The sequence below is a fragment of the Actinomadura scrupuli genome (assembly GCF_050971785.1).
Lineage (GTDB): Bacteria > Actinomycetota > Actinomycetes > Streptosporangiales > Streptosporangiaceae > Actinomadura_E > Actinomadura_E scrupuli.
Map to the genome: position 1 here is coordinate 1 of NZ_JBPCCU010000010.1, position 11,973 is coordinate 11,973.

At 70.2% G+C, this 11,973-nt stretch carries 15 protein-coding genes; 8 read left to right on the forward strand and 7 right to left on the reverse strand.

The window, feature by feature from the left end:
• Positions 1 to 246 (reverse strand): PucR-like N-terminal domain-containing protein (locus tag ACRYCC_RS44010; protein WP_490885258.1); only part of this gene is annotated, 246 nt, incomplete at its 3' end.
• 289 nt (positions 247 to 535) lie between these two features.
• The gene (locus ACRYCC_RS34275; RefSeq protein ID WP_433818011.1) at positions 536 to 1,120 is read right to left on the reverse strand and encodes a helix-turn-helix domain-containing protein; all 585 of its coding nucleotides are present in this window, start codon (positions 1,118 to 1,120) and stop codon (positions 536 to 538) included.
• 48 nt (positions 1,121 to 1,168) lie between these two features.
• Between ACRYCC_RS34275 and ACRYCC_RS34280 the strand changes: the two genes are divergently transcribed.
• On the forward strand, positions 1,169 to 1,966 hold the full coding sequence (locus tag ACRYCC_RS34280; protein ID WP_433818012.1) for a class I SAM-dependent methyltransferase: 798 nt from the start codon (positions 1,169 to 1,171) through the stop codon (positions 1,964 to 1,966).
• A 43-nt stretch (positions 1,967 to 2,009) separates the two neighbouring features.
• Here ACRYCC_RS34280 and ACRYCC_RS34285 read toward each other — a convergent pair whose 3' ends face one another.
• On the reverse strand, positions 2,010 to 2,312 hold the full coding sequence (locus tag ACRYCC_RS34285; RefSeq protein WP_433818013.1) for a DUF1905 domain-containing protein: 303 nt from the start codon (positions 2,310 to 2,312) through the stop codon (positions 2,010 to 2,012).
• 248 nt (positions 2,313 to 2,560) lie between these two features.
• Here ACRYCC_RS34285 and ACRYCC_RS34290 point away from each other — a divergent pair, with 248 nt between their 5' ends.
• Positions 2,561 to 2,944, forward strand: coding sequence for a nuclear transport factor 2 family protein (locus ACRYCC_RS34290; RefSeq protein ID WP_433818015.1), 384 nt, complete (start codon positions 2,561 to 2,563; stop codon positions 2,942 to 2,944).
• A 171-nt stretch (positions 2,945 to 3,115) separates the two neighbouring features.
• A complete protein-coding gene (locus ACRYCC_RS34295) occupies positions 3,116 to 3,706 on the forward strand; it encodes a hypothetical protein (protein ID WP_433818016.1) in 591 nt (196 codons plus the stop codon).
• Here ACRYCC_RS34295 and ACRYCC_RS34300 read toward each other — a convergent pair.
• Together ACRYCC_RS34300 and ACRYCC_RS34305 are read right to left on the reverse strand one after the other, a co-directional pair.
• Positions 3,703 to 4,341, reverse strand: a complete 639-nt coding sequence (locus ACRYCC_RS34300) for a response regulator (protein ID WP_433818017.1) — start codon at positions 4,339 to 4,341, stop codon at positions 3,703 to 3,705. The two genes, ACRYCC_RS34295 and ACRYCC_RS34300, sit on opposite strands and share 4 nt — an antisense overlap.
• An 8-nt stretch (positions 4,342 to 4,349) precedes the next feature.
• On the reverse strand, positions 4,350 to 5,693 hold the full coding sequence (locus ACRYCC_RS34305) for a sensor histidine kinase (protein ID WP_433818019.1): 1,344 nt from the start codon (positions 5,691 to 5,693) through the stop codon (positions 4,350 to 4,352).
• Between the two features lie 110 nt (positions 5,694 to 5,803).
• Between ACRYCC_RS34305 and ACRYCC_RS34310 the strand changes: the two genes are divergently transcribed.
• From ACRYCC_RS34310 to ACRYCC_RS34325, 4 genes are read left to right on the forward strand one after another with little or no spacing between them, the layout of a single operon-like run.
• A complete protein-coding gene (locus ACRYCC_RS34310) occupies positions 5,804 to 6,349 on the forward strand; it encodes a hypothetical protein (protein WP_433818021.1) in 546 nt (181 codons plus the stop codon).
• Entirely contained in the window at positions 6,346 to 7,431 is a 1,086-nt protein-coding gene (locus ACRYCC_RS34315; protein ID WP_433818022.1) for a peptidoglycan-binding protein, read from the forward strand. The genes ACRYCC_RS34310 and ACRYCC_RS34315 overlap by 4 nt, the downstream gene beginning before the upstream one ends.
• On the forward strand, positions 7,428 to 8,138 hold the full coding sequence (locus ACRYCC_RS34320; RefSeq protein WP_433818023.1) for an ABC transporter ATP-binding protein: 711 nt from the start codon (positions 7,428 to 7,430) through the stop codon (positions 8,136 to 8,138). The genes ACRYCC_RS34315 and ACRYCC_RS34320 overlap by 4 nt, the downstream gene beginning before the upstream one ends.
• On the forward strand, positions 8,135 to 9,319 hold the full coding sequence (locus ACRYCC_RS34325; RefSeq protein WP_433818025.1) for an ABC transporter permease: 1,185 nt from the start codon (positions 8,135 to 8,137) through the stop codon (positions 9,317 to 9,319). The genes ACRYCC_RS34320 and ACRYCC_RS34325 overlap by 4 nt, the downstream gene beginning before the upstream one ends.
• Positions 9,320 to 9,358: 39 nt before the next feature.
• On the opposite strand, the gene ACRYCC_RS34330 is transcribed toward ACRYCC_RS34325, so the two are convergent.
• A complete protein-coding gene (locus tag ACRYCC_RS34330) occupies positions 9,359 to 9,946 on the reverse strand; it encodes a TetR/AcrR family transcriptional regulator (RefSeq protein WP_433818027.1) in 588 nt (195 codons plus the stop codon).
• A 73-nt stretch (positions 9,947 to 10,019) separates the two neighbouring features.
• Here ACRYCC_RS34330 and ACRYCC_RS34335 point away from each other — a divergent pair, with 73 nt between their 5' ends.
• Positions 10,020 to 11,078 carry a hypothetical protein gene (locus ACRYCC_RS34335; RefSeq protein WP_433818028.1) on the forward strand — a complete coding sequence of 353 codons (1,059 nt, stop codon included), beginning with the start codon at positions 10,020 to 10,022 and terminating at the stop codon, positions 11,076 to 11,078.
• Positions 11,079 to 11,221: 143 nt separating this feature from the next.
• On the opposite strand, the gene ACRYCC_RS34340 is transcribed toward ACRYCC_RS34335, so the two are convergent.
• Positions 11,222 to 11,842, reverse strand: a complete 621-nt coding sequence (locus tag ACRYCC_RS34340) for a hypothetical protein (protein ID WP_433818029.1) — start codon at positions 11,840 to 11,842, stop codon at positions 11,222 to 11,224.
• Between the last annotated feature and the right edge of the window lie 131 nt (positions 11,843 to 11,973).

Consider the following 11,973-nt stretch of genomic DNA (forward strand, 5'->3'; position numbering starts at 1 on the left):
CTGGTCGATGAACCGCCTCAAACCCCGCTCGACACCCAACCGGACCCCGGCCGCCACCCCACCCTGCAACCGGCGCTCGAACTCCGGCACACCCCGCCGCACCTCCTCCACGATCTCCCCGGCCACCTGCACCAACTCACACCGCAACGCACCCGCCAGCTCCTGCGGAAGAACCCACCGATGAACAGCCGTCTGGCCCACAGCAACCTTCCGGATCTCGAAGAGCCCCGAATCTGAACCTGACATTTGTTCCAGAGGTTACGGGCGCCCCGGTCCCCCGTCAACGACCTCAGCCCGAGGAGTCGACGACCAGCACTTATGTCGGGACAAATAGTTGGTTAGCTCTAGGATGAGGACGTGGAGCCGCCCGTTCAGGCCCAGGTGTGGCGCCGCCTCTCGTATCGCAGCCCCCGGCACACCGCCTGGTCGGGCGGGCCAACGACGCGAACGTGCCCGGGCACCGGCGTCTGGAGGACCGGTCGCCATCCTCGCCGAGCTGCCGTGCTACATGCGGGCAAGGCGGCTGGCGCCCGGATCACCCCTCCTGGATCTGTGGCCTCACCGGCCCCAGGTGGGTTCGCTCCCCATCGTGGTCGAGGATGCACAGGATCTCAGCCGCGCCGTCGTGCGCGCCGAAGGCGTGCGGCACCATCGTCGAGAACTCCGCCGCCTCGCCGGCCTCAACCCGGATCGTCCGCTCGCCGAGCCGTAGCACCACGGTGCCGGACAGCACGGTGAACCAGTCCCTGCCGGGGTGCACGCGCAGCTCCGTGGGGACCGTCCGGGTCACCCGCAGCTTCGCGACCGTCATGCCGTGTGGTGCACCGTCTCGCGACAGCAGCCAGGTGGTGATGCCACGCACCTCATCGCGGTGCGGGCGGATCACCACTTTGTCGTCGTTGTCCGACTCCACCAGCTGATCGAGGGTGGTGCCCAGCGCTCGGGCGATCGGTGTCAGCTGGTCGAGCGCGATCCGCCGGTGGCCGGTCTCGATCCGGCTCAGGGTCGACGGACTCAGGTAACTGCGGGCCGCCAGTTCGTCCAGCGACCAGCCGCGCGCCACCCGCAGTCCCCGGATCCGCTGCCGGACCAAGGTGTCCAGCTCCCTGTCTTGCTTCATACGCAAGATGCTATGCCAAATACGCAAGGACTGGGTAGCGTCAGCGTCATGACCCATTCCCCGCTTGCCGAAATCCTCGACCTCGACGCCGACGTCCTGCACGAGCACCACCGTGACCTGATCACCTGGGTCAGCTCCCTGACCGCCGACCGGCCGCTCATCATCGACCTGGGCGCGGGCACCGGCACCGGCGCCGTGGCGCTGGCCCGGCAGCTACCGGACGCCCAGGTGGTCGCGGTGGACATCTCCGAGCCGATGCTCGAACACCTCCAGACCAAGGCCCAGGCGCTCGGCGTCGCCGACCGGATCCGCACCGTCCAGGCCGACCTGGACCAGCCCTGGCCGGCCCTCGGCCCCGCCGACCTGGTGTGGGCGTCCGCCTCGCTGCACCACCTGGCCGACCCCGACCGCGTACTCACCCAGGTCCTCACGACGCTTCGACCGGGCGGTGTGCTCGCAGTCACCGAGCTGGACTCGTTCCCGCGCTTTCTCCCGGACGAAGCCGGGGCCGCTCTGGAGGAGCGCTGCAATGCGGCTCTCGCCGAGATCCGGGCCGAGGCGGGAATGCACATCGGCGAAGACTGGGGCGTCCGTATGACCAAGGTCGGCTTCACCGTCGAGGCGGAACGGCGCTTCGACATCGCCCTGCGAGCCCCGCTGCCCGCAGCCACCGGCCGCTATGCCCAGGTCTGCCTGCAGCGCATGCGGCACGGGCTCGACGGCCGCCTCGGCGCCACCGACCTCGCGGCTCTCGACACGGTCACGGCAGGCGTACTCGGCCGCGACGACCTCACGGTCCGAGCCGCCCGGACGGTCTGGCTGGCCCGGCGCCCCCACACGAGCTGATCATCCACTGAACCCGGCTGCCGCTGGTGCTCGTTGCCGGCGGTCAAAAGTCGATGAGCTCGACGGTCACGGTCGCGACGTCACCCACGTCGAGGGCTTCGGCCATGCGGACGGCGCGCTTGACCGGCAGCACGTAGCCGCCACGCGCGCTGTCCGGGAAGATCGAGGTCTTCCACGAGCTGCCGCCGATCGTTACCCGAACCCGCACCGAACCGAAGCCGCGATGTTGTCCGCCGACCAGGTCACGGATCTCCTCCGATGCCACGACGGGCAGGCTGACGAAGGTCCAGGTGTCGGCGCGCCGGGCATCCCAGATCCACAGCTCGGCCTCGAAGACCACCACCATGGACTCAGCATCACACAGGGCACTGACAGTCCCTGGTGATCTACGACCGCGTGCGCTCTCCGCCGCGAGGAGCGCCTGCCGAACGCACTGACCTGCCGCTGTGAGCGCGAACGCCGGCTCCCTGACGGCCGATAAAATCGTCGTGTCGGGGGGTGCGGAAGGTGGTCGCCGGACTCCCCATGATTCGGCCCCGGCCCTGATGAAGTCCGATGGATCTCGTCTGACACTTCTGTGATCGGAGGGACGCGATGGGAGACCAGGAGACCCGAGCGGCGCTGGACCGGCACTTGGCGGCGTCTGCCGCCGGAGACCAGGACACCGAGCACGAGATTTATCACGACGACGTCGTCACCGACTATCCCCAGTCGGGTGAGCGCATCCACGGCCGCCGCAACCTACAGGCGCTGCGCTCACACCACCCGGCCAAGCTCGACTTCACCATCCGCCGGATTCTCGGCGGCGGAGATCTCTGGATCACCGAATATGTCATCGACTACGACGGAAGACCAACGTCCACTATTAGCATCATGGAATTCCACGACGGCAAGGTCGCCCACGAGACCCAGTACTTCGCGGATCCGTTCACTGCCCCGGCCTGGCGCGCCGAATGGGTGGAGTCGATGCCCCGCTGACGCCTGCTTTGCGATCCACTCGCGTACCAGATCAGGACGGCATAGATCCTCATCGCAGGAGTGGTGACGGAGAAGTCGAGCGCCGGGGCATCGTCAGGCGTGTCGTCGTGTGCTCCTATGAACCTCTTACCCCAGCGGGAGGTTCGCTGCGGGCCTGGCTAGGGAGCAGCGATGTTGCAGACCTTGGTGGGTGTGATCGTCGGCGGGACTCTCACCATTCTCAGCCAACTGATGGTCGGCGTTCTTCAGGCGAAGGAACAGCGGCGCAAGGAGCGAAGCACGGCAATTGCGATCCTGCGAGTGCAACAGTTCCACTTTTATGCCGCACAGCACCTGCTCAAAGAGTCACTGGAGACGGGGCGCTGGTGGACGCGCGAGCTTGTTTCGTTCTCCCTGCCGACCGACCACGAACTGACCGCTTTGACGATGCTGCTGCCCATCCACGCCTGGCGCAGCTATACGGCGGCGGTGCGGCGGCTCACTGGCTGTGCACACCTGCGCGAGACGGCCGGTAATGGTGCCGAACCGATCGATACCGCGATGCTGCAACGGCTCATGGGCACCTTCGTCACTCTGGACTACGCCAGGCGGACACTGGGACCGGTGAGCGGTGTCAGCGCGAACGAGGTCGGGCTGGGGACGGTCGCCCTGTCCCCCGGTCAGATCGATGAGGCCCTGCGGTTGTACGCCAGTAACCAGGTGCCGTTGGAGGAATGGTCCAGCAGGCGGGCGAGCACCCAGAGCCGGCAGGCGCGGGGCTAGGCGATGCCGTTCTGGTGCGCGTAGATGACGGCGTGGATGCGGTCACGTAGGCCGAGTTTGGTGAGGATGCGGCTGACGTGGGTCTTCGTGGTGCCCTCGGTGATCAGCAGGGCGTCGGCGATCTCGGCGTTGGACATGCCCTGGGCGATGAGAACGAGGACCTGGTGCTCGCGCGGGGTGAGTGCGGTCGGGATCCCGGGACCGGCGACGCGCGGGGCGGTGCCGACGAAGTGGCGGATCAGCCGGCGGGTGACGGTGGGGGCCGCGACGTTCTGCCCGTCCGCGACCGCTCGGACGGCGGCGGCGAGGTCGGCGGCCAGGGTGTCCTTGAGGAGGAATCCGGCGGCACCCGCGTGCAGGCCCGCGTAGATGTACTCGTCCAGGTCGAAGGTCGTCAGGATGATGACGTGCGGCGGGTCGTCGGGTCCCGATCGTGCGCGTAGCCGCCGGGTCGCCTCGATACCGTCGATGCCCGGCATCCGGACGTCCATGAGGATCACGTCCGGTGCGGTCTGGGCGGTGACGGCCAGAACGTCCAGGCCGTCGGCGGCCTCGCCGGCCACCTCGATGTCGCCGGTCTCCTCGAGGATCATGCGGAAGCCGGTGCGGACCAGGGTCTGATCGTCGGCGATCACCACCCGGATCATGCGGGCGCCGCCAGCGGAAGCTCGGTGGTCACTTCGAAACCGCCGTGCTCGGCGGGGCCCGCGTGGACGGTTCCGCCGAGCGCGGCGACCCGTTCGGTGATGCCGCGCAGGCCGTTGCCGTACACCGGGGTCCGGACCGTGGTGCCCGTGTCGTGCACGCGGATCCTCACCCGGTCGCCGGCGAAGTCCAGTCCGACGCTGCAGGAGCAGCCGGGTTCCGCGTGCTTCAGCGTGTTGGTCAGCGCTTCCTGGACGATCCGGTAGACCGACAGTTCGATGCCCGCGGGGAGTGTCGCCGGATCCCCCGTCACGTCGAAGGCGACCGGCCTGCCGCTGGCCCGGACGCCGTCGATCAGCTCGGGCAGCGCGGCGAGGCTGGGCTGTGGGGCCAGTTGTCCGCCGGGGCTGACCAGCCCGAGCAGGCGGCGCATCTCGGCGAGCGAGGCCCGCCCGGTGGTGATCACGTTGCGGAGGGCGGTCTCGCTGCGCTCGGGGTGACGGTGCAGCGCCGCCTGCGCGCCCTGGGCCTGGATGACCATCACCGACAGGCCGTGTGCGACCACGTCGTGGAGTTCGCGGGTGATCCGTCCCCGTTCGGTGGCGACGGCGAGGGCGGTGCGCTGCTCCTGTTCGCGTTCGAGATCCGCGGCCCTGGCCTGGAGCACGGCCAGGTGCGCACGCCGTGTCCTGGCGTTGTCGCCGGCCGCCCAGGCGATGCCGGCCACCAGCGCCGGGATCGCCATGTCCGACAGCCCTCCCCGGAGCGCGTCCTTCCAGACCGCGGCGCCCTGCGCCTCCCCTTCCTTCGTGTTCCCTATGTTCCCGACGTCGCCCTCCTTACGCGGCCCGAGGTCGTGGCGGGCGGCGTTCAGCGGCTCGATCATGGCGATGACGCCCAGCCCGGCCTCGATGGTGAGCAAGAGTGCGATCGACAGCCGCCGCGAGGCCAGGGAACCCGCCACCGTGTAGATGACGACCAGGACGAGCAGGTCAAGGGGAAGCAGGGGCAGTTCGTGGCCGAGTCCTGACCCCGGTTTCAACGGAGTGGTGAGCTGGGATGCGGGCCAGCCGGACAGGTGTGAGGCCGTCCCGGCCACGGCGAGGACGAGGGCCGTCAGCGGCCGGTCTCGTCGGACGAACGCGGCGGCGGCCAGCAACCCGGCGGCCAGCCACCAGAGGCCGATGTGCAGCCGCCATTGGTCCGCGCTGCCGAGATAGCCGACCATCTTGTCGTGGATCGCGGTGTGCGGGAAGGGATCGGCGCCGAGGAGCACGCTCGCCATGGCCAGTGCGGCGACCAGCGCGAGGTCGAGCACAAAGGTTCGTAGCCGGGGGTGCATGGCTGCAGGGTAATCGGGCCCAGGCCGGGACGGATCTGTCGGAAGATGTACGCCGGGGTCTGTCTCGTGCCAGATGTGGCGGGCGCCGTCCGCCGCGCAGCCTGTGGTGCATGAAAATTCTCGCAGTGGCGCCCCTGGTCCTGGCCTTGGCGCTCGCCGGATGCTCCTCCGGCAAGGGGGATCCGTCCCCGTCGGCCTCCGCCGGCACACCCGGCACCCAGGAACTGCTGACGCTGGGGCGGCAGATGGCCCAGTGCGCCCGCACGCACGGGTACCCGAACTTCCCCGATCCGACGATCGACAACAGCGGCGACCTCAGGTTCAACCCGCCCGGCGGCGGTGACGAGATGAAACGGACCTTCGGCGCGCTGGAGAGCGTCCCGGAATGCAAGACGGTCCTGGACCGCATGGTGTCGACCTCCAAGAGGCGGGAGAAGGACGATCCGCAGAATCCCGGGCCGAAGGACGTTCCGGCACTGAAGAGGTTCGCCCAGTGTCTGCGCCAGCACGGCCTGCCGGAGTGGCCGGATCCCAAGGCAGACGGGTCGTTCCCGCTCCAGGGGACGCCGGTGCAAGCCGAGGGCAAATCTCAGCGCATGCTCCAGGCGACCGATGCCTGCAAGCAGTACTGGAGTAAACGGATCGCGGTCTCATGAGGGTGAGGGCCGGGGCCGTGGTGGTGGCCGGCGTGCTGGTCGCCGCCGGGTCCGCCGGGGCTTGGAAGGCGACGCGGCGGGATCCGCAGCGGAGCTCCGGTACCCCCTCGGTGAGGGTGACCTGGGCCCCCGTCGGCCGCGGCGACATCGTCGCCCGGATCCCGCTGTCGGGGACGCTCGGCTACGACGGGAGCTTCTCGGTCACGAACCAGCTGCCTCCGGGAGTGGTCACGTCCGCGCCGAAGCCGGGCGCGGTGATCAGACGCGGGCAGCGGCTGTTCTCCGTCGGCGGCACGCCGGCGCTCCTGCTCTACGGATCGGTGCCCGCCTACCGGGCGTTCACCTGGGGCATGGCCGCCGGCCCGGACGTCCTGGAGCTGGAGCGCAATCTCTCCGCGCTGGGGTTCGCGCCGGGCGCCGTCGACCGCCGCTTCTCCGGCGCCACCGCGGCCGCGATACGGCGATGGCAGGCCGCGCGCGGCCTGCCGCTCGCCGCGCGGACCGGAGAGCTCGGGCTCGGCGAGACGGTGTTCCTGCCCGGGCCGGTACGGGTCTCCCAGGTGGTCACCGGCGCGGGCGCCTCGGCGGGACCCGGCACCCGGGTGCTGGCCGGGACGTCCACCGCCAAGGTCGTCCAGGTCGCGGTGACGACCGACCGGCGCGCGCAGGTACACGCCGGCGACAAGGTACAGGTCACGGTGTTCGGCTCCGATCGTCCCGTCGAGGGGCGCGTCCAGACCGTGGGGGCGGTCGCCACGACGGCCCAGTCCCCTCAGAACGGTCCGCCCGGCCCGGCGACGGTGACGGTCACGATCCGGCTGGTCAGGCCGCCCCGATCGCTCGCCGACCTCGACCAGCTGCCGGTGCAGGTCGCCGTGGAGAGCTCACGGCGCAGGAACGTCCTGACGATCCCGGTGACGGCGCTGCTGGCCCGGCCCGGAGGCGGATACCAGGTGGCCGTGCTGGACGGCGCGGCACGGCGGCTCGTCCCGGTCACTCCCGGCCTCTACGACGATGCCGGCGGCACCGTCGAGGTGACCGGGGTCGCCGAGGGCGCTCAGGTCGAGGTGCCGGTCTCATGAGCGCGGTGGTGCTGCGGTTCGACGGCGTCGTGAAGACCTATCCGGGAACACCGCCCGTGGAGTCCCTGCACGGGATCGACCTCGAGATCCGTTCCGGGGAGATGGTCGCCGTCGTCGGCCCGTCGGGGTCGGGCAAGACGACCCTGCTCAACCTGGCCGCGGGGCTCGACCGCCCGACGGCCGGCTCGGTCTCGCTGGCCGGGGAACGGATCGAGACGCTCTCGGACCGGCGGCTGTCCGGCCTGCGCGCCCACGCGATCGGAGTGGTCTTCCAGCAGTTCTTCCTGCTCGACCACCTCACGGCCGCCGCCAACGTGGCGGCCGGACTGCTGTATCGGGGCCTGCCGCCGCGGCAGCGCCGGGCGGCGGCCCAGGACGCCCTGGAAAGAGTGGGGTTGTCCCATCGCGTCCACCATCCGGCACGGCACCTGTCCGGTGGAGAACGGCAACGGGTCGCGATCGCCCGCGCACTGGTCGGGCGGCCCGCTCTCGTCCTGGCCGATGAGCCCACCGGCAACCTCGACTCGGCCACCGGCGACCAGATCCTCACCCTCCTGCGCGATCTCAACACCGAGGGGGTCACCCTGTTGATCACCACTCACGATCCGCACGTCGCGTCCGCCTGCTCCCGCCGTGTCGAGATCCACGACGGTCTGATCCGGCACCCCGGCGGAGTCGCCGCTGTCTCCGCGGAGAGGCCGGCATGAGGGCGCGGCTGCGGGGAGCCGATCTGGTGCCGCTGGCGACCATCGGGCTGCGGAGCAGGCGACTGCGGACGGCTCTGTCGATGCTCGGGATCGCGATCGGGATCGCCGCCGTCATCGCGGTGCTGGGCATCACCCGCTCCAGCCAGTCGGAACTGCTGACCCGTATCGACCGGCTCGGCACCAACCTGCTGACGGTGGCGGACGGAAACGACCGCGGCGGCATCGAGGTGCCGTTGCCGCCGACCGCCAGGACGAGCATCGCCCGCACCGACGGCGTACAGCAGGTCGCGGCCACCGCCGAACTGCCGGACCTGGGAGTCTTCCGCAGCGATCTCATCCCGGACCGCCAGACCGGAGGGATCGAGGTCCGGGCGGCCGAGACGGCGTTGCTCGGAACGCTGGACGGGCGGCTCGCATCCGGGACCTTCCTGACCGAAGCGACGGCACGGTATCCGGTGGTCGTGCTCGGGCACGCGGCCGCGGAGGGACTCGGCATATCCCGGCTGGACGCGCCGACCCGCGTCTGGCTGGGCGAGCGCTGGTTCACCGTCGCCGGGATCCTGCAGCCGCTGGAGCTCGCACCGGAGATCGACCGGGCGGCGCTCATCGGAATCCCGGTCGCCGGCGAGTTCGGGTACGCCGGGCATCCGACCCGTCTCTACCTGCGGGCCGACACCCGCCAGGTGAACGCGACCTCGGAGCTGCTGGCCCGAGCCGTCAACCCCGAGGCACCGGAGACCGTCGAGGTCACCCGGCCGTCCGACGTGCTGGAGTCCCGCCTGCTCGTGGCCGACTCGACGACCTCCCTGCTCCTCGGCCTCGGCGCGGTCGCGCTGCTCGTGGGCGGTATCGGGATCGCCAACGTCATGGTCATCTCGGTACTGGAGCGCCGCGGCGAGATCGGGCTGCGCCGGGCTCTCGGCGCCACCCGCCAGCACATCGCCGCGCAGTTCCTCCTGGAATCTCTCCTGCTGTCCGCGCTCGGTGGCCTCCTCGGAATGCTCCTGGGCATCCTCATCACACTCGGGACCGCCGCCCAGCGACACTGGCCTCCGCAGATCCCGGCCACGGCGATCGTCATGGGTCCCGCGGCCGCCGTCCTCATCGGCGCCCTCGCCGGCCTCTACCCCGCCGCCCGCGCCGCACGTCTCTCCCCCACCGACGCCCTCCGCTCCGTCTAGAGGTGCCATCACCTGAGATCGGTACGGGCACCGTCGCGGTCACCGGTGCGAGGTGTGGCTGCGAACGAAGTCTTCCACGACCTTCGCGCACAGCTCTTCGTCCAGCGGTTCGGAGGTGATGAGGCGGCGGTACACCAGCGGCCCCGTCAGTTGAGCCAGCGCGATCCCGATGTCCAGGCCCGGCAGCGAGCCTGCCTCGACGGCCTCCTGCAGCACGGCTCTTATGGGTGCCTGCCGGTCCGCGACGAACTGGGCCGTCACCGTGGCGATCTCGGGTTCCAGGCGGGCCGCGTCCAGCAGTGCCGGTACGGCGTGCGCCCATGGTTCGACCTCCATCTGCCGTGCCAGTTCACCGAGGACGGATGTCAGGCGCTGGGAGAGCGTCCCGGCGACCGTCGTCTGCGGCACGGGTGGTGGCAGGAGGTGCCGCAAGCCCGCCAGGACCAGTGCTTGGCGGGTGGGCCAGTGCCGGTAGACGGTGGCGCGCGCGACGCCGGACCGGGCCATCACTGCTTCCACCGTGACTCCCCGGACGCCCTTTTCGACCAGCAACGATGCCACCGCGTCCAGCACTCGGGCTCGGCTCCGCGTCACCCGTGGGTCTGTCTCACCGATTGTCGACGCCATAACGAGATGCTAGCATCTCGTAACAAGACATTACTGTCTCGTAACGTGTCGGGGCGTGGGAGGGAGGCATGGCGTGACCGAGCGACTCGCGCGGCGCCTCACCGGGACCCCCGTTCGTGCCCTCACCCTCGCCCTGGTGGCCGTCGCGTTCCAGGTGGTCATGGTCTCCGCGAACGTGTGGCCTGCCGCGCGTATCGAGCCGCGTGACGTACCGGTCGTCGTGGCCGGTCCGGAGCCGGCGACATCGACCTTCGCCCAGCGGCTGGAGGGCCGGTCTCCCGGGGCCTTCGAGGTGGAACGGCTTCCCAACGAACAGGCCGCACGGCAGGCGCTGGCCGATCGCCTCGCGTACGGCGCTTATGTCGTCGGACCGGCGGGCCATCACCTGCTCATCGCCACGGGCGCAAGCCCCGCGGTCGCACAGACGCTGGCCGATGCGGGCCGGCAGTTGTCCGGGCGGCCGGTGGCCCTGCCGCTGGATGTGGCGCCTTCCGCCCGTCATGATCCGAGGGGAACCGGAGACGCCGCTCTCGTCCTGGCCCTGGTCCTTTCGGGGATCGGCGGAGCCGCCTTGCTGAGTTTCGGTGTGCGGTCCGCGCTGTGGCGAACGGCCGGCCTGCTGGTGTTCGCGGCCGGCTCCGGCCTGACCTCGGCGCTGATCGCCGACTCCGCGCTGTCGGTGCTGCCGGGCTCCTTTCCGGCCGTGGCCGGGGCGATCGCGCTGTCCACCTTCGCGGTGTCGGTGAGCGTCGCGGGGCTCACCGCCGCCATCCCGCGAGCCGGGCTCGGCCTTGGGGCCGCGGTGATGATGTTGCTGGCCAACCCATGGTCCGGTGCCGCCTCGGCAGCGGAGATGCTGCCACGGCCGTGGGGAACGGTCGGCCAGGGCCTTCCGGCAGGGGCGGCCGCGACGCTGCTGCGGTCGGTGACGTTCTTCGATGGGGCCGGTGCCGGTGCGCCGCTTGCGGTCCTGCTCATCTGGATCAGCTACGGCCTGGTCCTGCTCGCCGCGGAACAACGACTCCGCCGGGCGTCCTCGGCGACCGTACCGAAGCCGGCGCCCAGGCACGCCAAGCCGGCTCATAGGCTGCCCGCCACTCTCTTCGGCACCCGGTACGGCCCGTCGCGGTGATCGTCAATGGTCGCTGCCCGGCCGGCCGCTCGCGCATGCCCGCCGCCACCCGGCGACGGCCGGCGGATCGAGCGACTCCCGGCGAGCGCTTGTGCCGTACGGGCGGGGGCTCCCCCACCACTGTGCCTTCCTGATCAATCGATTCATCGGGCGTTCGGCCTGCCCTGCGAGGGCACCTGGGCGCCACCGGCCGTCTCGCCGCGACGGTCCGGTGCGCTCAGGGTGAAGAGCCGCAGATGGATCAGCGGTGGTTCGCCATCACCGAAGCCGCCGCGTGCCCACACCGCATGTACGGTCAGGCGCACCAGCCTGCGTGCCGCGAAGAAGCACAGACCGGCCAGCGGCAGCTCGCCCAGCAGGGCGGTCGCGACGCTCAGCGCGAACTCCTTCGACCCCCACGACAGCAGCACATCGAACCACGCGTCACAGGTCAGCAACGTCCCCGTGATGATCACACCGATGATCGCCACCTGCAGTCGCCGCCAGATGGCCAGCAGTGTCGCGGTGAGGGTCATGAGCAATGCGACGTCGAAGCCGGCCCACGTGACCGACCACAGCTCTGCCGTGTGGTGCCGGGGGAGCTCGAACGCCAAGAAGAAGGTCCACGGGATCAGCCATGCGCAGCATCCCAAAATGAGGATCATGACGATCTGGCGTCGCCGGAGATTCACCGGATCCTCCAGCGGATCTTCCCTGCTCAGCTCTGACAGGGCATGCAGGAGTGCCGTCCGTTCCTCGGGCCGCATACCCTGTAGATCCTCCATGCTCCACTCCATCGGCCTGCCGCCGTTCACTTGGCCGCCCCTTGAACTCCAACGGTCGATCGGTGACCGTTCCAGCGCGTGCGCGCCCATCGGCGGTTCGCGAGAGAGGGGTGGGCAGCACAGAGCGCTGT